A 25,236-nucleotide genomic window follows, 5' to 3' on the forward strand; every position below is an offset into this window, starting at 1 on the left:
TCATTAGCCTCATTGCGCTATAAACTATGTCACACATTTTTTAGTAGTTAGGAGCATCAGCACATGCAACTGGGGATTATCGGACTAGGCCGCATGGGCGGGAATATTGCACGGCGCCTGATGCTCAATGGGCATACCACCGTTGTCTACGACCGTAACGAAGCATTTGTAAAAGGCCTGAGCGAAGAGGGCGCCACCGGCGTCGCCGACCTCAAGGCCCTGGTTGCCGGGCTGCAAAAGCCGCGCACCGTGTGGGTCATGTTGCCAGCGGGCGCGCCCACCGAAGACACCATCAACGAATTGAGCACGCTGCTGGAAGACGGTGATGCAATCATCGACGGCGGCAACACCAACTATAAGGACGACGTTCGCCGGGCCAAGGCCCTGGCTGAAAAAGGCCTGCACTATGTCGACGTCGGCACCTCCGGCGGCGTCTGGGGCCTGGAACGTGGCTACTGCATGATGATCGGTGGCGATGCCGAGACCGTGCAGCGCCTTGATCCGATCTTCAAGAGCCTGGCCCCTGGCCTGGGCAGCATCCCGCGCACCAAGGACCGTTCCGCCAGCGCCGACCCGCGTGCCGAGCAGGGCTACATCCACGCCGGCCCTGCGGGTTCCGGGCACTTCGTCAAGATGATCCATAACGGCATCGAGTACGGCATGATGCAGGCGTTCGCCGAAGGTTTTGACATCCTCAAGACCAAGAACTCGGAAAACCTGCCGGAAGACCAGCGCTTCGACCTCAACGTGGCTGACATCGCCGAAGTCTGGCGCCGTGGCAGCGTGGTCTCGTCCTGGTTGCTGGACCTGACTGCCGACGCCCTGGCCACCGACCCGAAACTCGACGGTTACTCCGGCTCGGTCGCCGACAGTGGCGAAGGCCGCTGGACCATCGAAGCCGCCATGGAACAAGCCGTGCCGGTACCGGTGCTGTCCACTTCGCTGTTCGCCCGCTTCCGCTCGCGCCAGCAAAGCACCTACGGTGACAAAATGCTCTCTGCCATGCGCTTCGGCTTTGGTGGTCACGTGGAGACTTCCAAAAAATGACCGCCAACGGCAAGAAACCCAAGGCCGAACCCGCTCCGCCCACCACCCTGTTTCTGTTTGGTGCCCATGGTGATCTTGTAAAGCGCCTGCTCATGCCGGCGCTGTACAACCTCAGCCGTGACGGCTTGCTGGGCGACGGTTTGCGCATTGTCGGCGTTGACCACAACGCCATCAGCGATGCCGACTTCGCCAAGAAGCTCGAGGACTTCATTCGCACCGAGGCCGCGAGCAAGGTCAAGGGCAACGCCGATAATGCCCTGGACCCTGAGCTGTGGGCGCAATTGGCCAAGGGTATCAGCTACGTCGAGGGCGATTTTCTCGACGACAGCACCTATGCCGACATCGGCAAGAAGATCGCCGACAGTGGCACCGGCAACGCGGTGTTCTACCTGGCCACCGCACCGCGCTTCTTCAGCGAAGTGGTGCAGCGCCTGGGCAGTGCCGGCCTGCTGACGGAAACCGACGACAGCTTCCGTCGCGTGGTCATCGAGAAGCCCTTCGGCTCCGACCTGGCCACCGCCGAGGCGCTGAACGCCAGCCTGCTCAAGGTGATGAGCGAGAAGCAGATCTATCGCATCGACCATTACCTGGGCAAGGAAACGGTGCAGAACATCCTGATCAGCCGTTTCTCCAACGTGCTGTTCGAAGCGTTCTGGAACAACCATTACATCGACCACGTGCAAATCACCGCCGCCGAAACCGTCGGCGTTGAAACCCGGGGCAATTTCTTCGAAAAAACCGGCACCCTGCGCGACATGGTGCCCAACCACCTGTTCCAGTTGCTGGCGATGGTGGCCATGGAGCCGCCCGCGGCCTTTGGTGCCGACGCTGTGCGCGGTGAAAAAGCCAAGGTGATTGGTGCGGTACGCCCCTGGTCGCTGGAAGATGCGCGGGCCAACTCGGTGCGCGGGCAGTACACCGCCGGAGAAATCGGCGGCAAGCAACTGCCGGGCTATCGCGAAGAAGCCAATGTGGCGCCTGACAGCAGCACCGAGACCTTTGTCGCCCTCAAGGTGATGATCGACAACTGGCGCTGGGTCGGCGTGCCGTTCTACCTGCGCACCGGCAAACGCATGAGCGTGCGCGACACCGAGATCGTCATCTGCTTCAAGCCGGCGCCCTATGCGCAGTTTCGCGACACCGAGGTGGACGAGCTCAAGCCCACCTACCTGAAAATCCAGATCCAGCCCAACGAGGGCATGTGGTTCGACCTGCTGGCGAAAAAGCCCGGGCCGACCCTGGACATGGCGAATATCCAACTCGGCTTTGCCTACAAGGACTTCTTCGAGATGCAGCCATCGACCGGGTACGAAACCCTGATCTACGACTGCATGACCGGCGACCAGACCTTGTTCCAGCGCGCCGACAACATCGAAAACGGCTGGCGTGCGGTGCAGCCGTTCCTCGATGCCTGGAAGGAAGACGATGGCATCCAGGCCTATAAGGCGGGTGAAGATGGTCCGGCAGCCGCCGATGCCTTGCTGGCCCGTGATGGCCGTACCTGGCATAGCCTCGGATGAGTGACGCAGCGATTCATCCCATCCGATTTATCCTCAGTGACGTGGATGGCACCTTGCTGCATCCGGATCACAGCCTCAGCCAACGCACTGCCGACGCGGTGCGTGCGCTGCGCGACAGCGGGGTGTTTTTCAGCTTGGCCAGCGGGCGACCGCCCAAGGCTATGTTGCAACTGATCGAAGCCTTCGGTATCGATGTGCCGGTGGCGGGCTTTAACGGTGGCACCCTGATTAACCCGGATGGCAGCATCCTGGTTGCCCATCATCTGCCGGCGGAAGCGGCACTGGTGACGCTGGCGTTGTTCTCGGGCGAGCCGGACGTGGAAGTGTGGGTGTTTGCCGATGGCGACTGGCTGCGCCGTGATCCGCCGGGGCCCATGGTGCAGCGCGAGGCTGATGGCCTGGGTTACGGACCGGTCGTGGTGGAGAGTTTCGAACCTTACTTGGACCGGGTCGACAAAATCGTCGCCGCCAGTAACAACACGCAGTTGCTGGTGGAACTGGAGGCGCAATTGCAGCCTAAGGTGCAGGGGTTGGCCCATGTGTCGCGTTCACAGCCAGTGTATCTGGACGTTACGGCGATGCTGGCCAACAAGGGCGAGGCCTTGAAGACCTTGGCCGCGCACCTGGGTGTGCCTATTGAGCAGACGGCAGCGATCGGTGATGGCGGCAATGACCCGGCGATGTTTCACGTGGCGGGGTTTTCGATTGCGATGGGGCAGGCGGAAGAAGCCGTCAAGCGCCAGGCCAGTGTGGTGACCGGCAGCAACATCGAGGATGGCGCGGCGCAAGCCATTGAACGGTTTATCCTCGCCGCCCAATAAGCAACTGACGCTCTAACACTGAACTTGCGCGCCATTAATCCACGGCGCGCAAGTTACAGTGCCGACTTACTTCGGCATTGCCCAGGATTGCAACTGGTGGCCATCTTTGTCGAGTTCGGCGCGGGCTTGCAACAGCAAGTTTTCCAACTGCGCCGGGTCGCTATAGGTGCTCGACGACAATTGTTTGCTGCCGATACGGGTATTGGTGCGGTCGATGACGCTCAGGCTGAGGGCGCCATTGCCATCGTGCCAGGCCACGCACTGAAAGGGCTGGAAGGCACGGTCTGCGATCAAAAGAGCTTCGTTGATGCGGAGCGGGGCGTTCATGTGGGTTCTCTCTCATTGCCCATTCAAGTGAGTGCCGGCGGTTGGGCTGACCGTGCGGCGGGTTACTTGTACTGATGCACGATGGCGGGGTACGGGTCACATGTTAGAGCAACTATTTTCGATGTTTAGTGATTAACGTCATGTAAGCGGCTGTTTTGAAAGCTGATTGAAAGTTTCGGCAACCCTGAACTTTTTTGCGCTAAGCGTGGCGAGGTGGCTTTTTGCCCAGACTTATCGCGAAACGGTACAAGGGCCGCGTCAAGACCTTGCTAGTGTTACCGCCAGGCTTCACAAACCGTTGTTTCTAAATAACTTTAACAATTTTGACGCCAAGGAATAGTCATGGTTGTTACACCTGTGCAGCGTCGCTTGCTCGTGGTCGACCCCTGTGACGACTGCCACGGGCTATTGCCCGGTTTGCGCACCGCTGGGTGGGAGGTGGACAGCTGTGCCCTTGAGGCAGTGGGCGAGCGCTCCTGCGACGTGGGGTTGCTGCGCTTGCAGCCTTACCATCTGGAGCGCCCCGAGGCGGTCAAGGAACTGATCGGCCGTAGCGGTACCGAGTGGATCGCCGTCCTCAGCCAGGATGTGTTACGCCTGCAAAATGTGGGCGACTTCGTCTGTGAGTGGTTTTTCGACTTCCATACCTTGCCGTTCGATGTGGCTCGCGTGCAGGTCACCCTGGGCCGCGCCTTCGGCATGGCGCGCCTGCGGGGCAAGGGCCACACCCCCGTGGATGAGCCCGAGCATGAGTTGCTGGGAGACAGCCGGCCAATCCGCGAATTACGCAAATTGCTGGCCAAACTGGCGCCCACCGAGTCCCCGGTATTGATCCGCGGTGACAGCGGCACCGGTAAAGAATTGGTCGCCAAGACCCTGCATCGCCAATCCCAACGCCACGCCAAGCCGTTTGTGGCGATCAATTGCGGGGCGATTCCGGAGCATTTGATCCAATCCGAACTGTTCGGCCATGAAAAGGGCGCGTTTACTGGCGCCCATCAGCGCAAGGTCGGGCGTATTGAAGCGGCCAACGGCGGCACGCTGTTTCTCGACGAGATCGGCGATTTGCCGATGGAACTGCAAGCCAACCTGCTGCGGTTCCTGCAGGAGAAACAGATCGAGCGCGTGGGTGGCAGCCAGCCGATTCCGGTGGATGTACGGGTGTTGGCGGCGACTCACGTGGACCTTGAGGCCGCAGTCGAGAAGGGCACCTTTCGCGAAGACTTGTACTACCGCCTCAACGTCTTGCAAGTGGTCACCGCGCCGCTGCGTGAGCGCCATGGAGACGTGGCGATGCTGGCCAACCACTTTTCACGTTTCTACAGCCAGGAAACCGGCCGGCGCCCGCGCAGCTTCAGTGACGAGGCGCTGGTCGCGATGGGCAAACACGCCTGGCCGGGCAATGTCCGCGAGCTGGCCAACCGTGTGCGCCGGGGCCTGGTACTGGCCGAAGGGCGCCAGATAGAAGCCGTTGATCTGGGATTGCCTGGGCAACAGGCAATTTCGCCGCCGATGGCTACACTGGAAGACTATAAACACCGCGCCGAACGCCAGGCGCTGTGCGACGTGCTCAACCGGCACAGCGACAACCTGAGTGTCGCGGCCCGCGTGCTGGGGGTCTCCCGGCCCACGTTCTACCGGTTGCTGCACAAACACCAGATCCGCTAGGGCGGGTAAACCGAAAAGCCCCGCAACGACCCTTATCGTTGCGGGGCTTTTCCTTTCGGCTGTCGGCAATGGTGGTCTTGAGGGGCCCTCGAACACACCACTAGAAGTAGTACGGGAATTTCAGACTAAACGTGAAGTCAGGCGCATCATCCGTCATGCCGATCGCCAGGTTCGGCACGATCGTCAGGTTATCCGACGCGGCAATGGTCATCCCCACGTTGAAGTAGCCGGCGTTCGCATCGCTGGACACCACCGATTGCCAGTCCCCACCGTTGGGCTTGAGCTTGCTCTTGCGCTGCACGAGGTCTGAGACCGAGAACGACATACTCATTTTTTCGTTCAGCGCGAAGGCTACGCCGACGCCAAACTGGAAGCTGTCACCCAGGCTGACTTTGCCGCCGACTTTCTGGTTGACGTCACTGCTGATGTCGTCAAACGACTCTTCGAAGTTGTGGGTGTAGGAGAACGAGCCAAACAACACGGCCGGGTCGAAGGTCTTGACCAGCGAGATGCCCGGAGTGATAGACCAGACGCCGTTACCCGTCGGCAGGTTTTCCGGCACATACAGGTTGTCGTTGGCAGTGGAGCGTACCAGTTTGATGCCAAACGGTTCTTTGCCCGTAGGCGCTTTTACGCGCAACGACACCACGGCATCGGGCAGGGTAGGGGTTTCGTCCAGGAACTTGTAGGCCAAGCCGAAGTTGACGTCGCCAATGGTGGGGTCGCGGGTTACCGACTCCTCAGACGTGGCGTTGCCATTGTTGCCAGCACCACCGGACTGGTAGGTTGATTCGCGGTACACCACCGGCACGTTCACGTCGAACTGCCAGCGGTTGTCGAGGTTATAGCGGCCGGTCAGGTCCAGGGTCCAGTTATCCGATTTGATTCGGTCCAGGTTGATATTGCCAAGGAAGATCGAGTCGAGCGCCAGGAAGCCGTTAAGCGTGAGTTGGCGCGCGTCATAGCGCGCGTAGGTAATGCCGGTTTCAAAGCTGAACTTGCCGTTGCCAAAAAAGCCACTGGCTTCGTTATAGAGGTTGCTCACGCTTTGCGCGGGCGCCGAATCGTCCTTGAGGGACTGGCCATAAGAACTGCCCCCGCCGCCCGCTCCACCGGATGCGGCCGCAGCGCCAGTGCCTGCCACGGTGGCACCGCTGGCCTTCTGGAAGTCTGCAGGGGACTTCGCCAGGCGCTTGGGCGCTGGTGTCGACGGCGTATCTTCGACCTGGCGCACACGTTGTTCCAACACCGCCAAGGCTTTTTGCTGCACTTCGTACCGCTGCTTGAGTTCCAGAAGTTCTCGTTTGAGGGTTTCGATATCGGCATCTGGCGCGGCATACAACATGGATCCGGGCAAGAGCGTACTTAAACAGACCACCGCACGTAGCGATAACGATCGATGCATGAAATAAGCCGTCCTTTTCTAATGCGTAAGTGTCGAGGGTCAGCGTAGTTCAATAACCGAGAGTGCGTAGGCCTTTGAGTTGATCAAGATTGCAATTGAGTGCCGGGTTGTTCAAACCGTTGTTCATCACCACATTGAGCTGGGTCATGTTGCTGACGAAGTTTCTATCACCCGTCAATACAGTGCCTTGCAGTACTTGGCCGCCGCCAATCTGCTGGAGACTATTGCCTTGGTTATGGTTGCCCTGGATCGCCATCTGCAAGCCGCCATTGTTGGCCGACACACTCACGCGGCCTGCCGCGCTATCGCCGGTCACGGTGCCGCCGGCCACCAGCACATGCCCGGATTGCACGACGTTGGAAGGGGCAAAGCCGTTCTCGGTGACGTTGATGCCGACATTGTTATAGGCGGTGTTGCCGTCGCCGGCGGTGCGCACGCTTTGGGTCACGCCCGAACCGGTGCCCAGGCCGGCCCCTCCGCTGACATTACCCGTGCCCGTGTTGGGGTTTGTTCCGTTACCTGTCGAGCCGGTGGTCTGTACGTAGAACTGCGGGGTGATGGTGGACGAGTCGACTTGCATGCTGGCCTTGCCGGTGATGGTGTCGCCCACGGCATTGGTCCACGTACTGCTCATGACAATACCGAAGCTGATGATTCGCCCCGGCATCACATAGCGGCCGCGCAGTTCGGCCATTTCCGAGTCCTTGAGTTCGATCGGTTTGAACCCCGACGAAGCATAAGCGGGCATTGAGGCTGCCAGACACAAGACCGTCAGCCAACGGGGAGTGTTCATCTTCTGCTCCTGGAGCGTCCTGCCCCTTATTGCGCTTCTTAGAAGAAGTCGCTCTGGATGAAACCGAAATCCATCAGCTCGGCATCGCCAACCGGCCTGAACTCATTCAACTGGTTCTTGGCGGTCAGGGGCAGGGGCGGGTCGAGCAAGGCGTTGGCCTTGTCGTAACCTTCACCCAGCACGGCAAAGACGATGCCATTCCAGCCATTGACGAAGTCATCATGTGAGTAGCGCTTGTGGCCGAGCACCGGGTCGCCAATGTAGACCCAGTCCTTGTCCGCGCGCTGCAAGACCACGAAGTGCTTGTAGCCACGAATCTCCAGCAGCACCACCACGGGGATTTTCACCGTCGCCAGGGTTTCCGGCCCGATCTTGTAGCCCCGGGCACGCATGCCGATGCTTTCGAGGTAGCGCTTCATGTCCAGCATGGAAAAACCCTGGGTGCGTACCAGGTCCTGGTCTGCATTGACCAGCATGCCTTTGATCACATGGTCTTCGTCGACGTCGAGCCAATAGCCCTGGCGCAGAATGGTGGCGAGTGCCGCAGCACCGCAGCTGAAATCGGTTTTCTGTTCCACCAGGTTGGCGAACCGGCGTTCACGGATACTCTCGACCTTCTTGTAGATGACTGCACCGCCAGGCATGGCAGAGATCGCCATGGTGCCTGCCCAGGTAGGGCCGGTGAGCAACATCAGGAGGGTGAGGGTCGCGAGGCGCATGATCGTCTGACCTGCTGGACACTGGAATAAAAAAGGGCCTTGTTGCCAAGGCCCCGTTGGATCAGAAGCGCACGCCGCTGGCGCAGACGCTGCAACCCTGGCCGATCGACAGGCTGTTGCTGCCTTGGTTACCGGCACCGGATTGCAGGTTCACACCTACGTTGCCAGAGTTGCGGTTAACCGAGTTGTCGAGGCTGGAGTTGTTCGATACATACTGAGGTTTGCTGCCATAACCATAACCGTGGCTGGTAGCAGCGGTGTTGAGGTAGTTGTTGGCGAGCGAGTTTTGCTCGGTGTTGGCGGCGGCTGCGATGTTTTTGCCATCAGCCGTGGTGATTGCCAGGTTGTTTTTGCCTTGGTTGCCTTGACCGGCCTGGCCGTTGTAGCCCAGGTTGCCGGAGTTACCGTTAGCCGAGTTGTCCAGGGAGGCGTTGTTTTGAGTGCCTTTGTTGACGAAGTTGTTCAGCCCGCTGTTTTGATTTACATCGACCACGGCAAACACGGTTGCGAAGTCGCCTTTGGCGCTGGAGATGGCACCGGAGTTGTCGGCTTGGTTGCCACTGCCGGCTTGAACGTTCACACCGGTGTTACCGCTGTTGCCAGTTACCGAGCCATCGGCAGAGGCGTTGTTTTCAGTCTTGGTGTCGTCGAATTTGTTGCCCGCGCTGTTTTGAACATCAGTCACTACGGAGGCAACCACGCCGGTAGCTTGAGGCGCTGGGTGCCAGCCACCTGCTTGAGCAGCAGCAGCCATGAGTGCGGCGAGAGCGAAAACCATTGGTTTCAGGGCCATTTGAGGTTTCATGGTGTTTCTCCTTGCTTCTAATTAGTTGGTTAAGTGTTGGTACGGTCTACGCGTGCTACCAAGCGGTTACTTGATAGTGATGCCCAGGGTGTTAGCCACTCGGTTCCCCACCCCAGCACTCTGGTTCACCTGAATCACTCCTCGGCTGCCGGTGAAGGCCTGGTCGCTTGTCACGACCTGGCGGCTGCCAGTGGTGGGGGTGAGCCCTGAGTCGGTTGCCAGCGTCGTCGTGTTCTGTTGCAACAGGACGCTGTCGTCGATGCTTTGCGGGCCAGGATTGACGCTGATCCGCACCGCATTGACTGATTGGTTATTGGCCCCGGCCGATTGGTTGATGCCCAACATGCCGTTGCCATTGGTAAAAGAAGTACCTTCGATCGCCGCCTTGGCGTTCAGGGAGGGGTCGACCTTGCCGTCCATCCGCTGGATATTGCTGGTCGTCGCCTGGCCACCGAGCGCAACGGCGCGGTTATTGGCGGTCTGCTGCTGGTTGCCGGCTGCTTGGTTGATCATCAAGTTGCCGTTGTAGGCTTGGCCGCTGTTGTTCATCACGGCGGTGTTGTCAGCCATGACCGAGGCGCTGCCCAGCAGGGCGAGAAGGAGCAGGGAAGGTTTCATTATTTGCCCCCCATCATGCTGCCGATACCGTTCAAGGGCGCCATGCCACGCTGGATCGAGTCACTGATCTGCCCGCCCATGGCGGCACCGGCACCATGGCCGACGGCTGTGCCGGAACCGAGTGTCGACACACTGCCCTGGGTGTTGTTCAGTCCAGGAATAGTGCCGTTTGGAAGGACAGAGCGAGTGATACTCGAGCCACTGCTGATGCCACGGATGTCCATGTCACTGAGTTCTCCCGTGGAACTCAGAATCTCGCGACTCGGATTGGCGTTAGCAGTGGTGGGGTAGGGGTCTTTACCGAATGCAGGTCGACCGTACATGTGACCCTGTACGTCGCGGCCTGTCACGATCACGCCGTCACCCGCCAGGGTCGGAAAACTGATGCTGGCGCTGAGTACACAGCTGGCCAGCAGTACGTTCATCGAACCTTGAGTGAGTGTGATCACGGCGGCATTCCTTATTCTTCACGCTGACCCTAAACAGCGTTGTCAAGGAGAGAGCAGAAGCCGTGCCGCTTTTGATTTTTCGTTGCTATTCAATCGGTTGGAATTAACACACGGCAAAGTGATGGCAGCCCTGTATCAGCAGTGAGACAACACGCCCTCAAGCCACGCCTGCCGCGCCATTGCACAACCGCTTCACCTCGCTGTATCAACGTTGAAACACCGCGCATGACAAAACGATGAACGCGCTCACCATGGGCGGTACAGGGCAGGCAGGTGTAAAAAATTCGGACACTTCGGGCATGCAAAAGCCCGTGCCTGCTGGCGAGGGCTCAGCCTTTTGGGGTTTTACGCGGAATGGCGTTGAGTACGGGGTTGCCGTCTTGGTTCTGGGTCAGGTAGACCGGCAGGACCTTGGGCAGGGAGGGCACGAGGTTGCTGACCTCGTTGATGTTGTAGATACCGCCGATGCGAATCGTGCCGGTGTTGGCGTCGGCCAGCATCACCGGTTTGCTCAGGTAGCGGTTGATCAGCGGCAGCGCGTCGGCCAGGGCCAGGTTGTCGAGAATCAGCTTGCCCTGGCGCCAGGCAAGCGCGGTGTCGTTGGGGTTGATCGCCTGGACGCGTGGCGTGGCGTCACCCTGTTGGTAGCTGGCTTGCATGCCGGGGGTGAGCGGCACACTGCCATGCACCCTGTCGCTGGCGATCTGCACCGACCCTTCGAGCAGTATCACGCGCACCTGGTCTTCATACTTCCACACGTTGAACTGGGTGCCCGTGACCCGCACCTGACCTTCGCCGGCGTGCACGATAAACGGGTGGGTCGCGTCATGGCTGACTTTGAAGAACGCTTCGCCTTTCTTCAGGGTCACGCGGCGCTGGTCTTTGTAATGGCTGTAGACCAACTCAGTGCCCAGGTTGAGTTCCACCTGGCTGCCATCGCCGAGCGTAACCTGGCGCAAACCGCTGGCAGCCTCGAAGCGCTCATAAGAACTGGGCAGCCAGCCCGCTTCCCAGCCAGTGAACGCGGCGATGGGCAGGGCGGCCAGGCAGATCGCTGCCGCGACCGCGTAGGTGCGCAGGCGACTGCGCGGCTTCTTGAAGGGCGCTACCACCGGCGTGGGTTGATGGCGCGGCAGGTGGTCGGCGACGTCCCAGATCTCCAGCATCGCGGCGTATTCAAACGCGTGCAGCGGGTGGGAATCATGCCATTGCGCAAAAGCCTGACGTTCACCGGCCGTGCAATCGCCCGCGTGCAGGCGCATGCACCAATGCGCGGCGGCGTCGGTGATGGCGTCATATTCGGCTTCCGAGAGGGACTTTTCGCTCATTAACTCATCCTGATTTCCCACATTCTAACCTCCCAGGGCAGGCGGCGAGAACAGCCATCATGGCGATTGCACATCAATTGGAACTTATTCTCGTTTGGGGCGACCTAAAAAATTCAGGACATATATCAGTCAATCCCAATGGAGTACGAAAATGCTGAAGAAAACATTAATCGCCCTGTGTGCAACCTCTGCGTTGATGAGTGCGGGCGCCGCCCTGGCCGATAAACCGGGCGCGGGCTGGATCACCATCGAAAAGGCGATTGAGGTGGCCAAGACCAAGGCCGGTTACGTCGAGGTTTACGCCGCCGAGGCTGATGACAACGGTTACTGGGAAGTCAAAGGCCGCAAGTCCGATGGCACCGTTTATGAGGCGCGTATCGATGGCGCATCGGGCAATATCCTGCGTGACCAGAAAGACTGATCACTCGGGTTCCGAGGGCGCCGTTCAGGCGCCCTCATCCAGTTCTCGTCGCAATTGCGTGATCAGGTAGGTCACGGAATCTGCGTTCGCCAAGATGATGTCCATGCGTTTGTCTTCGTTGCTCATGAAGATCTGCCGTGCATCGTCCAGCGTCTTGGCCCTGACTTTGCCGTTGGGCGGCCAGTATCGTCTTCCAGGGCGCGTCGCGTGGCGATGGCTCGTTCCTGCGCACCGGCAACAAAAACTCATCAAAAAAATACGGCGGTGTAGCCCGAGCCATGGTGTGCGTCCTTAACGTCGAGAAAGGACCCACAGGCTAAGTGCGACAAGCTCGATCCAGGGGGTACATAGCTGATACGCGGCAATCACCGATTGACAGTGGCAGCAGGCTGCGTTGTTTAATCAGCGGGCTGGATTCACGCTGTTTGCCCCTTCCAATCATAAAATCGGAGCTTCAGATGCCTGCCCAGTCTTTTTCTGGTGAAAGCCCTGTCACTGCAATCGGCTTTGCTGAATTGGTGGCGTTGCTGCACTCGATATTTGTCAGTCACGGCACGTCGGCGACGGTTGCCCAGATCCTGGCGCACAACTGCGCCAGCGCTGAGCGCGATGGTGCCCACAGCCATGGCATTTTCCGCATTCCGGGTTACCTCAGCACGCTGGCCAGCGGCTGGGTCGATGGCAAGGCCGAGCCCAGGGTCAGCGATGTGGCGTCGGGTTTCGTGCGGGTGGATGCCGCCAATGGCTTCGCCCAGCCTGCGCTTGAAGCGGCGCGGCCATTGCTGGTGCAGAAGGCGCGCAGTGCCGGCATTGCGTTGCTGGCGATTCATAACTCCCACCACTTCGCGGCCCTGTGGCCGGACGTCGAGCCCTTCGCCGAAGAAGGCTTGGTGGCCCTGAGTGTCGTCAACAGCATGACCTGCGTGGTGCCCCACGGCGCCGACCGCCCGCTGTTCGGCACTAACCCCATCGCCTTCGCGGCACCCCGCGCCGACGGCATGCCCATCGTGTTCGACCTGGCCACCAGCGCCATTGCCCATGGCGACGTGCAAATCGCCGCGCGCAAGGGTGAATTGCTGCCGCCGGGCATGGGCGTCGACAGCCTGGGGCAGCCGACCCGCGACCCCAAGGCCATTCTGGAAGGTGGCGCGTTGCTGCCGTTTGGCGGGCACAAAGGTTCGGCGTTGTCGATGATGGTTGAGCTGCTGGCGGCGGCATTGACCGGTGGCAACTTCTCCTTTGAATTCAACTGGGCAGACCACCCCGGCGCGCGCACGCCATGGACCGGCCAGCTGTTGATCGTGATCGACCCGAGCAAAACCGCCGGGCAAAGCTTTGCCGAGCGCAGCCAGGAACTGGTGCGGCAGATGCATGCGGCGGGGTTGCGACGGTTACCGGGGGATCGACGTCATCGCACGCGGGTGCGTTCGGACGAGCAGGGCATCCAAGTGGATGCGCAGGAACTGGCAGGGCTGCGTAAGTTGGTCGAGCAATAAGACAGGCTGCGCCAGTGCTGGCGCAGCCCGGTTCGATCAGTTACGGCGACCCAGCAGCAGGCCAACGACCAGGCCGAAACCTGCGGAGATCGCGACGGTCTGCCATGGATGGCCACCGATGTAGGTCTCGGTGGCGTCTACCACCGGCTTGCTGCGTTCACGAACGTTGGACACGGAATCCAGCGCTTGCTTGAGTTTGATGGCGACCTGCTCGCGCAGGGTTTCACCTTCTTCGCCGACCAGGGAAGCGCTGCTTTTGAGCAGTTTGTCCGATTCTTCGATCAGCGCGGTGAGTTCGCTGAAGGCTTGGTCCTTGATCTGGTCTTCGACGGCTTGAGCAGCGGTTTTGCGGGCCATTGTTTGACTCCTTGCGAGTGAATGTGACAGTGAACAATGGAGTATCGGCGTGTGGCAAAAGTTGCAGTTTTTTTGCCGTCGCCGCGCCTGGAGCAAAATCCGAATCAGGAAATTTCGACCTACAGTGTAAGATGTCGTCTATTTGTGCAGCAGGTAATTCAACATGAGCTTCAATCTGGCCAACAAGACCCTCGCCGAACGCGCCGAGCTGGAAGATGAAAAGTCCCGTCTTTATGACCTGTGGCAAACCAACCTGGGCAAGGCCAAGGGCGAAGCGGCACGCTTGTTCGGTGAGCGCGCCAAGCGCAAGGGCAAGTGGGCCGAGTGGGTGCGCGCGGAACTCGACGGCATGTCGCCCCCGGAGTTCTCCAACATGGTGCGCAGTGAAGTCAACAAGTTGATGGCAGCGGCTAAATAAAGCTCGCCACAATCGCCTCACGGACTTTCAGCAACATCGGATCAAGCTGCGCCTGGGTCCTCCAGCCCAGCTCCACCGGGTAGCGTGGCAGGGGCAGCGGGCAAGGCAGTACACGCAGGCCGGTCATGTCAGCGATGGCCTGCGCTGCGTGCCCAGGAATGGTCGCCACCGCCTGGCTGCCCTTGAGCAAAAAAGGCAGTGCGGCAAAGTGGCTGGTCGACGCGCACACGTGGCGGCTCAGCCCTTGCGCGGCCAAGCCTTCGTCGGTAATCCCGATAAACCCGCCTGAAGACACCAAGACATGGTCGCGTGCGACGAACTCATCGAGACTGATGCGTGCCTGGTCTGAATCCACCAAGCAACGATAATCACCTTCCCCCAGCACTTGGCGGCTCAACCGACTGTGTGCGAACCCGCCAGCGGTGATCGCCAGGTCCAGCGTGCGCTCAAGCAAGGCGCCGGCGACAATCTGGCTGTGGGTCTGACGGAAGATCACCCGCAACTTCGGCGCTCGCCGGGCGATTTCAACGATCAGCCGGCGACCATAGGCAATCTCGAAATCATCGGATAAACCCAGCACCACCGACCGACCCTGGTACTGCTGGTTATCCGGGTTGACCAACGCCAGGCTTTGCCGGCAGCGGTCCAGCGCCTCACTGATCACCGGCTTCAACTGATTGGCCCGCAATGTCGGCGCCAGGCCGCGCCCGGTGCGCACGAACAACTGATCGCCATACACCTCGCGCAAGCGCCGCAGACCGGCGCTGATCGCCGATTGCGTCACGCCCAGGCGTAACGCCGCGCGGCTGGCGCTGGACTCATCATGCAGGGCTTCAAAGGTTTTCAGCAGGTTGAGATCGACCTGGGCGATATTCATTTGACTCATATCATTCAGCACTGAAGTGGGCTTTATTCATGATCGAGGCTGGCGGGAGAATGGGCAACCCCCCTTATCTGGAGTGATCGTGATGCCTGTTTCTACTGTGGCAGCTCTGCAAATCGGCTCCTTGCCCGGCGGCAAGGGTGAAACCCTGGCGCAAATCCTCAGTTATGAGGACGAGATCCTGCGCAGCGGCGCGCAATTGGTGGTAATGCCCGAAGCGTTGCTGGGTGGCTATCCCAAAGGTGAGGCCTTCGGCACGCAGTTGGGGTATCGCCTGCCGGAAGGCCGCGAAGCCTTCGCCCGTTATTTTGCCAATGCCATCGATGTACCGGGCGCGGAAACCGAGATGTTGGCCGGCCTGTCCGCACGCACCGGTGCCAGCCTGGTGCTCGGTGTGATCGAGCGCAGTGGCAGCACCCTGTATTGCACCGTGCTGTATTTCGAACCAGCGGGCGGTCTGGTGGCCAAGCACCGCAAGCTGATGCCCACCGGTACCGAACGGCTGATCTGGGGCAAGGGCGACGGCTCGACCCTGCCGGTGATCGACACCGCGGTGGGCCGTGTCGGCGGCGCAGTGTGCTGGGAAAACATGATGCCGCTGCTGCGCACGGCGATGTATGCCAAGGGTGTGGAGGTGTGGTGCGCGCCGACGGTGGATGAGCGCGAGATGTGGCAGGCGAGCATGCGTCATGTGGCTCACGAAGGGCGTTGCTTTGTGGTGAGTGCCTGCCAGGTGCAGGCCTCGCCTGAGGCGTTGGGCATCGAAGTAGCCAACTGGCCTTCAGACCGCCCGTTGATCGCGGGCGGCAGTGTGATTGTCGGGCCGATGGGCGACATTCTCGCCGGGCCGCTGCTGGGAGATACCGGCTTGCTGACGGCGCAAATCAATACGGATGACTTGGTACGCGCGCGGTATGACTATGACGTGGTGGGGCACTATGCCCGGCCAGATGTGTTCGAGTTGACGGTGGACGAACGGGCCAAGCCCGGCGTGCGCTACCTGACGGATTGAGCACAATCCTGTGGCGAGCGGGCTTGCCACACGTGAGCCGCGTCAATTACCAGGTGGCGGTATTCGGCAAGTCCAGCGTGCCACGGTCCACAAAGCGCATGGTGCCGAACAGCCCGCCCGCCAGTTTGCCCCGCAGCACGTAAGGCAGGTTGTTCAGGCTCTGGGTCTGGCTCAGGCCCAAGGTCTGACGCAACACAGAAAATGCCGAAACACTCACCGGCACCATCAGCACGGTCTCGGAAAAACGGGGGATGGATCCGCTTTGATCACTCACCCCAGAGGCCAACGGCCGGCCATTGACCTCCAGGTCCAGGGCCACGCCGTTGTAGTCGATCGCCGTTTCATTGGGGTTCTGCACCCGCAGCTTCACGGCGAAGCGCACTTCCAGGTCCTGGCTTTGCAAGGGCTCGATGCCCACCACGTTGATGTTCACCGGGTCGCGGTTGGGAAACAGGGCGCAGGCGCTCAGGGTCAGCAGCAACAGCGATAGAACCATGAGCTTGCGCATGTAAACAGTGCTCCTATTGGGTGACGTCCGGGTCCTGCATCACTTTGAGGGTAGAGGACTCCGGATCAAATTCATCTTCTTCCAGTTCTATGAACTCTTCCGGCAGGAAAATGTTCAGCAGGATTGCACAGAACGCGCCCACGGTGATCGGCGATTCAAAGATGTTATGCAGCGCCTTTGGCAGGTCGCGCAGTACTTCCGGCACGGCGGCAACGCCCAGGCCCATGCCGAGGGAGATCGCCACGATCAGCACATTGCGTCGGTGCAGCCCGGCTTCGGCGAGGATCTTGATCCCGGCCACGGCTACAGTGCCGAACATGATCAAGGTCGCGCCGCCCAGTACCGGCTTGGGCATCAGTTGCAGCACCGCGCCGATCATCGGGAACAGCCCCAGCAGCACCAGCAGCCCGGCGATAAAGTACGCCACGTAGCGGCTGGCCACGCCGGTCAACTGGATCACACCGTTGTTCTGGGCGAAGGTCACCATCGGCAGGCTGTTGAAAGTCGCGGCCATTGCCGAGTTGAGGCCGTCGGCCAGCAGGCCGGACTTGATGCGCTTGATATACAGCGGGCCCTTGACCGGCTGCTGGGAAATCATCGAGTTGGCCGTCAGGTCACCTGCCGCTTCCAGGGGCGAAATCAGGAAGATCACCGCCACCGGGATAAACGCCACCCAATCGAACGAGAAACCGTACTTGAACGGCACCGGTACGCTGATCAAGGGCACTTGGGGCAACGCCGCCATGTCGACACGGCCCATCAGCCAGGCCACCACGAAGCCCAGGGTCAGGCCGATCACAATCGAGCCCAGGCGCAGGAACGGGTTGTTGAAGCGGTTAAGTACCACGATGGTCAGCAGCACCAGCGCAGCCAGGCCCATATTACCGGCGGCGCCAAGGTCGCTGGCACCAAAGCCGCCGGCCATGTCGGTGACGGCCACCTTGATCAATGACAAGCCCATCAACGTGATGATGGTGCCGGTGACCACCGGGGTGATCAGCTTGCGCAGCTTGCCGATGAACTGACTGAGCACCACTTCGATAAACGCCGCGAAAAAGCAGATGCCAAAGATCGTCGAGAGGATCTCATCGGTGCCGCCGCCCCGGGCCTTGACCATGAACCCCGCGCTGAGAATCACGCTGATAAAGGAAAAACTGGTGCCCTGCAGGCACAACAGCCCCGAACCGATCGGGCCGAATGTGCGCGCCTGCACAAAGGTGCCGAGCCCCGACACAAACAGCGCCATGCTCACCAGGTACGGCACTTCGCTTTCCAGGCCCAGCACACCGCCGACAATCAACGTGGGGGTGATGATGCCGACGAAACTCGCCAACACGTGCTGCAACGCGGCAAAAACCGCCGCGGTGAAGTGCGGGCGATCTTCCAGGCCGTAGATCAGGTCGGATTTATAGCGCGGGCGGGGGGCTTGAGCGTCAGACAAAATACGGGCTCGGGTCAGAAAATGGAGGCGCAGGATGCCAGAAACGGCCGATCGTCAGAAGTGTAAAAAAATATTTATGAATGCCCTGTGGGAAGCCTTTGACCCTGCCGATACCGAGGATAGGCCCACAAATCAATGACAACAGTGGTGGCCAAGGTCCGAGCAGCGCGTTGACGCTGACAGATCGTTTCGCAGCAGGGACGCTCGCAAACACTATTTCTGAGAGCATCCCCCTTATGTCCCTCCGCCAATTAAATATTGCTCCTCGAGCGTTTCTCGGTTTTGCGTTCATTGCGTTATTAGTGGTTGTACTGGGGGTGTTTGCAGTCAATCGCATGACGCAGATCCGCCAGTCTTCGGTGGAGATGAGCCTGACCCAACTGCCCAGCGTGACGTCACTGGCCGTTATCACAGAAAACGTGCTGCGCCTGCGCATCTTGTCTTTCCGGGTGCTTGTCAACCGCGAACCCGCCAGCCTGCAGGAAGCCGAAACCCGCATGGGCGTGCTCGCCGACAAGGTCAAGAGCGCCCAGGCCAGCTACGCGGCGCTGCCTGCGGGCCCAGAGGAAGCGGCGTTGTACAAGACGTTCGTGACCACCCTGGATAACTACTTCAAGGCCCAGGCCGACATGCTGGCGCTGTCCAAACAGGGCAAGGTCGATGAAATGCGTGCCCTGATCAACAGCCGCATCAAGGACGGTACCGACCAGATGGGTGAGCAGTTGAACAAACTGATCGCCATCAACGCGGCCGACGCCAAGCAAGCCGACAATGAAGCCGGGCAAAGCTACCAGGGCGCTATCACCGGTGTGATCGGCGTGTCGGTCGCCGCCGCATTGCTCACCGTATTGCTGGCCTGGCTGCTCACCCGCAGTATCGTCACGCCGCTGCGCAAGGCCGTGGAAGTCGCTGAAACCATTGCCGGTGGCAACCTCAGCAAACTGATCGAAGACGATGGCAAGGACGAACCTGCGCGTTTGCTCAGCGCCTTGTCGACCATGCAGGCTAATCTGCGCCAGACCATCCAGCACATTGCCGGCTCGGCGACGCAGCTTGCCTCAGCAGCGGAAGAGTTGAGCGCGGTGACCGAAGAAGCCTCCAAAGGCTTGCAACAACAGAACAATGAAATCGACCAGGCGGCGACGGCGGTCAATGAAATGACGGCGGCGGTGGAAGAGGTGGCGCGTAACGCGGTGTCGACCTCCGAAGCGTCCGGGCAGTCCAACCAAGCCGCGCGCGAAGGCCGCGACCGCGTGATGGAAACCGTCGGTGCGATCCAGACCATGACCCAGGACGTGCAAAACACCGCCGCAATGATCGAAGGCCTGGCCACGCAGGGGCGCGACATTGGCAAGGTACTGGACGTGATCCGCGCGATTGCCGAACAAACCAACCTGCTGGCGCTCAACGCCGCCATCGAAGCCGCGCGTGCCGGTGAAGCCGGCCGTGGCTTTGCGGTGGTGGCCGACGAAGTGCGAGCGCTGGCCCATCGCACCGCGCAGTCGACTCAGGAAATCGAGAAAATGGTCGCCGGCATCCAGAACGGCACCGGTGAAGCTGTGCAATCGATGCAGCAGAGCAACCAACGCACCCAGACCACCCTGGAAATGGCCCGCGCCGCCGGCGTGGCGCTGGAGCAGATCACGCAGTCCATCGGCCTGATCAATGAACGCAACCTGGTGATTGCCAGCGCTTCGGAAGAACAGGCCCAGGTGTCCCGCGAAGTGGACCGCAACCTGGTCAACATCCGCGACCTGGCGACCCAGTCGGCGGCGGGTGCCAACCAGACCAGCGCAGCCAGCCATGAACTGTCGCGCCTGGCGGTGGACTTGAATGGGATGGTGGCGCGTTTCGTTATCTGACCTGAAATGAGGTCAACATGTGGGAGCGGGCTTGCTCGCGAATGCGGTGTGTCAGTCGATAGACTTCTTGACTGATCCACTGCATTCGCGAGCAAGCCCGCTCCCACATTGGTTTATGGTGTGTCAGGAATCAGCGGTTCCAGGCGTCGGCGTTGACCAGGTTCTTCGGTCGTTCACCGGCCAATGCCTGCAACAGATTGTCCACCGCACACTGGGCCATCGCTTCCCGCGTCTCATGGGTCGCCGAGCCGATATGCGGCGTGGCCACCACGTTGTTCAGGCGCAACAACGGTGAGTGGTGATCCAACGGCTCCTTCTCGAACACATCCAACCCCGCCGCCCGGATGGTGCGCTGTTGCAGCGCCTCCACCAGCGCAGCTTCGTCCACCACCTTGCCCCGCGAAATATTGATGAAGATCGTTTCCGGGCCCATCCGTGCGAATTGTTCAGCGCCGATCAGCTTCTCGGTTTCGGCGGTGAGTGGCAGGGTCAGGCAGACAAAATCGGCTTGTTGCAGCAAGTCATTCAAGCTGCGGTACTGCGCGCCGAAACGGGCCTCCACCGCCGGCTTGGGCGAATGGCTGTGGTAGATCACCGGCATGCCAAAACCAAAGTGCCCGCGCTGGGCCAGGGCTTCACCGATACGGCCCATGCCGATAATGCCGAGGGTCTTGCCATGCACATCGCTGCCGAAATGCGCCGGGCCAATGTTCTTGTTCCATTGACCAGCGCGCACCATGTCGGCCAGCTCGACCACGCGGCGGGCGGTGGCCAGGATTAAGGCAAAGCCCGTGTCGGCGGTGGTTTCGGTGAGCACGTCGGGGGTGTTGCTGAGCAGGATACCGCGCCCAGTCAGGTAGTCGATGTCGTAGTTGTCGACCCCCACGGACACGCTGGCCACGGCCTCCAGTTTGGGCGCAAGTTCCAGCAATTTGGCATCCAGGCGCAGGCTGGCACCTAGCAGACCCTGGGCCGTGGGCAGGGCGTCGCGCAGCTTGGCCAGGCCGGTGTCGTCCAGGGCTTCGATCAGCGTGACCTCGGCCTGTTCATGCAGGCGGGCCATCAGCGGCGCGGAGAGTTTCTTGTACAACACGACAGACTTTTTCATGCGGCTTTTACCTTCAATTCTAGATTGGGCGCCGGCGTGCGGTCACTGGCGCCGGGCTTGAGGAAAATCGTCAGTACCACCGACAGCAGCAACGCGCCGCTCATCAGCAGGTACGAAGCGCCGGGCGAACCGGTGCTGCTATTGAGATAGCCCACCAGGTACGAGCCGCCGAATGAACCCAGAGCTCCCATGCTGTTGATCAGCGCCATGGCGCCCCCGGCGACATTGGCCGGCAGGATCTCCGGGACAATCGCGAAAAACGGGCCGTAGGGCGCGTACATGCAGGCCCCGGCAATCACCAGCAAGGTGTAGGACCACCAGAAGTGTTCGGCGCCGAGCACGTAGGACGCGTAGAAAGCAATCGAGGCAATCAGCAGCGGCGGCCATACGAAACGCTTGCGCTTTTGCAGCTTGTCCGAGCCCCACGACACCACCAGCATGCCAATCACCGCTGCCAGGTAAGGCAGCGCCGACAACCAGCCGGCCTCGACCATGTCCATCTGCAAGCCTTGCTTGAGGATCGACGGCAGCCACAGCACAAAGCCGTACACGCCAATGCTCCAGCAGAAAAATTGCAGGGCCAGGATGATCACTTTGGGCGAACGGAACGCCTCGGCGTAGTTCTTCACCGCCTTGATCCCGACTTGCTCGGCGGCCAGCGCGGTTTCCAGGTCCTGTTTCTCAGAGTCGCTCAGCCACTTGGCATCCTTTGGACGCTCATCGGCCAGCTTCCACCAGATAAACGCCCACAGCACCGCCGGCAAGCCTTCGATGATAAACATCCAGCGCCAGCTGAAATGCTGCACCAGATAGCCCGACACCACCGACATCCACAGCATGGTCACCGGGTTGCCGAGGATCAGGAAGGTATTGGCGCGCGAGCGTTCGGCACGCGTGAACCAGTGGCACAGGTACACCAGCATCGCCGGCATCACCGCCGCTTCGACCACGCCGAGCATGAAGCGAATCACGATCAGCATGTAGGCGTTGGACACCACGCCGGTGAGGGTGGCGAGGCCGCCCCACAGGATCAGGCTGACGAAGATCAGCTTCTTGACACTGCGTTTCTGCGCGTAGATCGCCCCCGGCACCTGAAAGAAAAAGTAACCAAGGAAAAACAGCGCCCCCAGCAATGACGACATGCCGGGGGTGATCATCAGGTCTTCGGCCATCCCGGAGGCAGCGGCGAAGCCGTAGTTGGCGCGGTCCAGATACGCCAGGCTGTAGGTGATAAAAACGATGGGCATGATGTACCACCAACGGCGGGTGGCGAGTTTCACGGTGTCCATGGGGTTGCTCCTGAGCTTGTTGTAGTTGTGGCAACAGGTAATGGGTTAGGCAACGGATCGACTGGGTAACTCTGAACGGGTGGGCAGGCCTTCCATGTCGCCACGGCTCTGCACGGCGCGGCTGCCGATCCAGTTGCCGCGCTGTACCGCCTCGCGGAAGCTGAGGTTCTCCAGCAGGGCGCTGATCATGCCCACGGCAAAACCGTCACCGGCGCCGACCGTGTCCACCACGTTGTCCACGCGCACCGCGGCGACAAAGCCTTGGTCCATGTGGGTGCGGTAGTAAGCGCCGTCGGGGCCAAGCTTGATCGCCACGGCTTCGGCGCCCTGGTCGAGGTAAAACGCGGCGATGTCGGCCGGGTCATCGAAGCCGGTGAGCAAGCGACCTTCGCCCAGGCCCGGCAGGACCCAATCGGCCAGGCCGGCGAGGGCGTTGATTTCGCGGATCATCGTCTGTGGGTTGGACCACAGCGAGGGGCGCAGGTTGGGGTCGAACGACACGCTGCGCCCGGCCTTGCGCATCTGCGTCATCAGCTCGACGGACAACTCGCGCGTCGCCTCGGACAATGCGGGCGGAATGCCGGTGGCATGCAGATGGCGAGCTTGCAGCAGGGCAGGGCTGATGGCGGCGATAGACAACTGACTGGCCGCCGAACCCTTGCGGAAGTACTCCACCTGGGGATCATCGCCCGCTTCTTCACGAGACTTGAATTGAAAACCGGTGGGGTGTGCCGGATCGACCGCCACATGTCGGCAATCCAGGCCCTCCTGGGTCAAGGTGTCGACCACAAAGCGCCCGAGCGAATCATTGCCCACTCGGCTCAGCCAGGCGACGTTGAAACCCAGGCGCGACAGGCCGATGGCGACATTGCTGTCGGCACCCGCAATCCGTTTATGGAACTGAGCCACCTGGGCCAAGTCGCCGGTCTGTTCGGCGACAAACATCGCCATGGTTTCACCAAACGAGAGGATATCGATCTCAGACATGCGCATGCTCCGCACGAGGTTGGCCCAGCAGGGCGAGGGTGGCGACCTGCTGCGCGGTGACCGCGACCAGGTCATCGCCTTGCAGCGGGAATTCCACGGCCCGGCTAATACCTGGAGTCATGTGCTTGAGCAGTTGTTCCCACAGATGCAGGTCGGTGGCGCCAGGCGGCAGGGCGACCAGCTTGCCGTCGGCACGCCGCGCGACCGCCTTGCAGTGCAGGTAATCCACATGCCGGCCCAGCAGGCGTGCGGCGGTTAGAGCGGATTGGTCTTGCCATTGCCAGTTGCCGATGTCGAAGGTCATCTTCACCGGCAGGCCCAGGCGTTCCACTTCGGTGAAGAAGCGCTGCATGGGTTCGATACGGCCGCCGTGCAGGGTCTGGTCGTTTTCCACCAGCAAGCGGACCGGGTGGCGGTTGAGCAGGGCATGCAGGCTTTCCAGGTCGTTGGTATCGGTGAAGTAACCGAGGGACACCTTGAGCCAGCGTGCGCCAAACGCCTGCGCCCGATCCAGGGTGGCCGCGAGTTCGGTATTCGCTTGGGCGCGGCCGGCGACCCACAGTTCCAGGGGCGATGAGAACACCGACTCCAGGCCATGCTCGACAGCAGCCTGGGCCAGTTCGTGGGGTTGCTCGGTGGTCAGCAATTCTTCACGCCATTCGATACGTTGGGCGCCGGCGGCCGTCAGCAGCGCGACAAAACTCAACTGGCCCTGTTGGCGGACAAGGTCGGCGCCGTAACTGGAAAGGCTGATGGAGACGGGGTACTTATGCATTGTCGTTTACCTCTGAAACCGGTTTCATTTTTATACGTAAACCAAAACCTGTAGGAGCCGGCTTGCCGGCGATGGCGTCCTTGAAATGGACGCTTGCCTCAAGGGCCTCATCGCCGGCAAGCCGGTTTCTACAAGGGGTTTGTGGAGCCTCGGATGATCAGTTGTGGCAGGAAGTCCAGGGTGCGGGTCGGCTCGGTATCGCCGCGCAGGCGCTTGAGCAGGCAGTCGAATGCGCTGGCGCCGATGGCTTCGGTGGGCTGGGCGAGGGCGGTGATGCCCGTGCCTACCAGCGGATACCACTCCAGGTCATCTAGGGCGATCAGGCCGATGTCATCAAACAGGTTGCAGCCCAGGTTTTTCAGTGCGCGGGTGCAGGCCAATGCCGCGACACCGTTGGCGCAGAACAGCGCCTTGGGGCCAGGTTTTGCGAGAAAGGCTTTCAGGTGTTTTTGCAGCGTTTCATCCAACTCCAACACAGCGCCGGCCAATGCCGGGCGGCTAGCGATTTCAGTCTTGAAACTGCTCAGGCGCTCCAAGCGCGAACTGGTGCCATCGGTGGCTTCGCTCACCATCAGCACATCGCGATAACCCTGTTGCTCCAGGTGCTCCACCGCCATACGCACCGCCGCCGGGTTGTCCAGGCCGACCAGGTCGCTGTGCAACGGCTCGACCTTGCGGTCCACCAGCACCAGGGGCATTTCCCGCTGCAGTTCCAGCAGTTGGTCGAGGTGATGGCCGAGGGTGTTCACGATCAACCCTTCGATGTTGTACGAACGCAACGCTGCCAAGTGCTGGCGTTCTTGCTCGTCGTCACGGTCGGTGTTGCATACCACCAGGCTGTAGCCGTGTTGACGGCAAGCGGTTTCGACACCGTGCATCACGGCAATGGAATAGGGGTTGCGGATATCGGCCACCAGCATGCCGATCAGGCGCGTGCGCCCACGTTTCAGGCCACGGGCCATCTGGTTGGGGCGGTAGCCGAGGTGCTCGATGGCTTGCTCGATACGCAGGGCGATGGCATCGGAGAGCAGGGCACGGTCGTCGCCGATAAAGCGCGAGACGCTGGCTTTGGAGACGCCGGCGTGTTGAGCCACGTCGAGCATGGTCACGCGGCTGCGCTGGGCGGCGGAAAAAGTGTTCACGGTCATCGACCTTCTGTTTTTATTGGAATGACTGAAA

26 protein-coding genes are annotated in these 25,236 nt (G+C 60.7%); 9 read left to right on the forward strand and 17 right to left on the reverse strand.

What is annotated here, in order from left to right:
• The first annotated feature begins 63 nt into the window (after positions 1-63).
• From gnd to KUA23_RS12655, 3 genes are read left to right on the forward strand one after another with little or no spacing between them, the layout of a single operon-like run.
• The gene (gene gnd, locus KUA23_RS12645) at positions 64-1,047 is read left to right on the forward strand and encodes a phosphogluconate dehydrogenase (NAD(+)-dependent, decarboxylating) (protein WP_034104618.1); all 984 of its coding nucleotides are present in this window, start codon (positions 64-66) and stop codon (positions 1,045-1,047) included.
• Positions 1,044-2,567 (forward strand): glucose-6-phosphate dehydrogenase, encoded by a 1,524-nt coding sequence (gene zwf / locus KUA23_RS12650; RefSeq protein WP_078048121.1) that lies wholly within the window; start codon positions 1,044-1,046, stop codon positions 2,565-2,567. Before gnd ends, zwf begins: the two co-directional genes overlap by 4 nt.
• The gene (locus KUA23_RS12655; protein WP_252994054.1) at positions 2,564-3,388 is read left to right on the forward strand and encodes an HAD family hydrolase; all 825 of its coding nucleotides are present in this window, start codon (positions 2,564-2,566) and stop codon (positions 3,386-3,388) included. The genes zwf and KUA23_RS12655 overlap by 4 nt, the downstream gene beginning before the upstream one ends.
• A gap of 66 nt (positions 3,389-3,454) precedes the next feature.
• Here KUA23_RS12655 and KUA23_RS12660 read toward each other — a convergent pair whose 3' ends face one another.
• A complete protein-coding gene (locus tag KUA23_RS12660; RefSeq protein ID WP_078048123.1) occupies positions 3,455-3,715 on the reverse strand; it encodes a DUF1652 domain-containing protein in 261 nt (86 codons plus the stop codon).
• 342 nt (positions 3,716-4,057) lie between these two features.
• On the opposite strand from KUA23_RS12660, the gene KUA23_RS12665 reads away from it, so the two are divergent.
• A complete protein-coding gene (locus KUA23_RS12665) occupies positions 4,058-5,383 on the forward strand; it encodes a sigma-54 dependent transcriptional regulator (RefSeq protein ID WP_078048124.1) in 1,326 nt (441 codons plus the stop codon).
• A 100-nt stretch (positions 5,384-5,483) separates the two neighbouring features.
• Here KUA23_RS12665 and KUA23_RS12670 read toward each other — a convergent pair whose 3' ends face one another.
• The 7 genes from KUA23_RS12670 to KUA23_RS12700 all read right to left on the reverse strand — a co-directional run bounded on the left by KUA23_RS12670 (position 5,484) and on the right by KUA23_RS12700 (position 11,500).
• Positions 5,484-6,788, reverse strand: coding sequence for a hypothetical protein (locus KUA23_RS12670; RefSeq protein WP_099492644.1), 1,305 nt, complete (start codon positions 6,786-6,788; stop codon positions 5,484-5,486).
• A 49-nt stretch (positions 6,789-6,837) separates the two neighbouring features.
• The gene (locus tag KUA23_RS12675) at positions 6,838-7,581 is read right to left on the reverse strand and encodes a hypothetical protein (RefSeq protein ID WP_078048126.1); all 744 of its coding nucleotides are present in this window, start codon (positions 7,579-7,581) and stop codon (positions 6,838-6,840) included.
• Positions 7,582-7,619: 38 nt separating this feature from the next.
• Complete coding sequence (locus KUA23_RS12680) at positions 7,620-8,300, reverse strand: C39 family peptidase (protein ID WP_078048127.1); 681 nt, start codon at positions 8,298-8,300, stop codon at positions 7,620-7,622.
• Between the two features lie 61 nt (positions 8,301-8,361).
• Positions 8,362-9,105: a hypothetical protein gene (locus KUA23_RS12685; RefSeq protein ID WP_252994055.1), complete on the reverse strand. Its 744-nt coding sequence runs from the start codon at positions 9,103-9,105 to the stop codon at positions 8,362-8,364.
• A 66-nt stretch (positions 9,106-9,171) separates the two neighbouring features.
• Positions 9,172-9,723, reverse strand: a complete 552-nt coding sequence (locus tag KUA23_RS12690) for an adhesin (protein WP_099492648.1) — start codon at positions 9,721-9,723, stop codon at positions 9,172-9,174.
• A complete protein-coding gene (locus tag KUA23_RS12695) occupies positions 9,723-10,172 on the reverse strand; it encodes a hypothetical protein (protein WP_078048130.1) in 450 nt (149 codons plus the stop codon). Before KUA23_RS12695 ends, KUA23_RS12690 begins: the two co-directional genes overlap by 1 nt.
• A 329-nt stretch (positions 10,173-10,501) precedes the next feature.
• Entirely contained in the window at positions 10,502-11,500 is a 999-nt protein-coding gene (locus KUA23_RS12700; protein WP_252994056.1) for a FecR family protein, read from the reverse strand.
• Positions 11,501-11,651: 151 nt separating this feature from the next.
• On the opposite strand from KUA23_RS12700, the gene KUA23_RS12705 reads away from it, so the two are divergent.
• Together KUA23_RS12705 and KUA23_RS12710 are read left to right on the forward strand one after the other, a co-directional pair.
• Positions 11,652-11,921, forward strand: a complete 270-nt coding sequence (locus KUA23_RS12705; RefSeq protein ID WP_099492653.1) for a PepSY domain-containing protein — start codon at positions 11,652-11,654, stop codon at positions 11,919-11,921.
• Between the two features lie 458 nt (positions 11,922-12,379).
• On the forward strand, positions 12,380-13,417 hold the full coding sequence (locus KUA23_RS12710) for an Ldh family oxidoreductase (RefSeq protein WP_252994057.1): 1,038 nt from the start codon (positions 12,380-12,382) through the stop codon (positions 13,415-13,417).
• 36 nt (positions 13,418-13,453) lie between these two features.
• Here KUA23_RS12710 and KUA23_RS12715 read toward each other — a convergent pair whose 3' ends face one another.
• Positions 13,454-13,774 (reverse strand): ElaB/YgaM/YqjD family protein, encoded by a 321-nt coding sequence (locus tag KUA23_RS12715; protein WP_016979401.1) that lies wholly within the window; start codon positions 13,772-13,774, stop codon positions 13,454-13,456.
• A gap of 163 nt (positions 13,775-13,937) precedes the next feature.
• On the opposite strand from KUA23_RS12715, the gene KUA23_RS12720 reads away from it, so the two are divergent.
• On the forward strand, positions 13,938-14,192 hold the full coding sequence (locus tag KUA23_RS12720) for a hypothetical protein (RefSeq protein WP_003190904.1): 255 nt from the start codon (positions 13,938-13,940) through the stop codon (positions 14,190-14,192).
• Here KUA23_RS12720 and KUA23_RS12725 read toward each other — a convergent pair.
• Entirely contained in the window at positions 14,185-15,078 is an 894-nt protein-coding gene (locus KUA23_RS12725; protein WP_078048134.1) for a LysR family transcriptional regulator, read from the reverse strand. The genes KUA23_RS12720 and KUA23_RS12725 overlap by 8 nt on opposite strands.
• 82 nt (positions 15,079-15,160) lie before the next feature.
• Between KUA23_RS12725 and KUA23_RS12730 the strand changes: the two genes are divergently transcribed.
• Positions 15,161-16,087 carry a carbon-nitrogen hydrolase family protein gene (locus KUA23_RS12730; RefSeq protein ID WP_252994058.1) on the forward strand — a complete coding sequence of 309 codons (927 nt, stop codon included), beginning with the start codon at positions 15,161-15,163 and terminating at the stop codon, positions 16,085-16,087.
• 46 nt (positions 16,088-16,133) lie between these two features.
• Here KUA23_RS12730 and KUA23_RS12735 read toward each other — a convergent pair whose 3' ends face one another.
• Together KUA23_RS12735 and KUA23_RS12740 are read right to left on the reverse strand one after the other, a co-directional pair.
• Positions 16,134-16,595: an LEA/WHy family protein gene (locus tag KUA23_RS12735; protein WP_033900377.1), complete on the reverse strand. Its 462-nt coding sequence runs from the start codon at positions 16,593-16,595 to the stop codon at positions 16,134-16,136.
• Positions 16,596-16,608: 13 nt separating this feature from the next.
• Entirely contained in the window at positions 16,609-18,036 is a 1,428-nt protein-coding gene (locus KUA23_RS12740; protein ID WP_252994059.1) for a nucleobase:cation symporter-2 family protein, read from the reverse strand.
• Positions 18,037-18,272: 236 nt separating this feature from the next.
• Between KUA23_RS12740 and KUA23_RS12745 the strand changes: the two genes are divergently transcribed.
• Positions 18,273-19,898 carry a methyl-accepting chemotaxis protein gene (locus KUA23_RS12745; RefSeq protein WP_078048137.1) on the forward strand — a complete coding sequence of 542 codons (1,626 nt, stop codon included), beginning with the start codon at positions 18,273-18,275 and terminating at the stop codon, positions 19,896-19,898.
• Between the two features lie 130 nt (positions 19,899-20,028).
• Here KUA23_RS12745 and KUA23_RS12750 read toward each other — a convergent pair whose 3' ends face one another.
• The 5 genes from KUA23_RS12750 to KUA23_RS12770 form a co-directional block, all read right to left on the reverse strand.
• A complete protein-coding gene (locus KUA23_RS12750) occupies positions 20,029-21,006 on the reverse strand; it encodes an NAD(P)-dependent oxidoreductase (RefSeq protein WP_252994060.1) in 978 nt (325 codons plus the stop codon).
• Complete coding sequence (locus KUA23_RS12755) at positions 21,003-22,295, reverse strand: MFS transporter (protein ID WP_078048139.1); 1,293 nt, start codon at positions 22,293-22,295, stop codon at positions 21,003-21,005. The genes KUA23_RS12750 and KUA23_RS12755 overlap by 4 nt, the downstream gene beginning before the upstream one ends.
• A gap of 45 nt (positions 22,296-22,340) precedes the next feature.
• On the reverse strand, positions 22,341-23,282 hold the full coding sequence (locus KUA23_RS12760; protein WP_252994061.1) for a sugar kinase: 942 nt from the start codon (positions 23,280-23,282) through the stop codon (positions 22,341-22,343).
• Positions 23,275-24,057, reverse strand: coding sequence for a sugar phosphate isomerase/epimerase family protein (locus tag KUA23_RS12765; protein ID WP_252994062.1), 783 nt, complete (start codon positions 24,055-24,057; stop codon positions 23,275-23,277). Before KUA23_RS12765 ends, KUA23_RS12760 begins: the two co-directional genes overlap by 8 nt.
• A gap of 128 nt (positions 24,058-24,185) precedes the next feature.
• Positions 24,186-25,199: a LacI family DNA-binding transcriptional regulator gene (locus tag KUA23_RS12770; protein ID WP_306428785.1), complete on the reverse strand. Its 1,014-nt coding sequence runs from the start codon at positions 25,197-25,199 to the stop codon at positions 24,186-24,188.
• Positions 25,200-25,236 lie beyond the last annotated feature (37 nt).

It is taken from the genome of Pseudomonas pergaminensis, from assembly GCF_024112395.2.
Lineage (GTDB): Bacteria > Pseudomonadota > Gammaproteobacteria > Pseudomonadales > Pseudomonadaceae > Aquipseudomonas > Aquipseudomonas pergaminensis.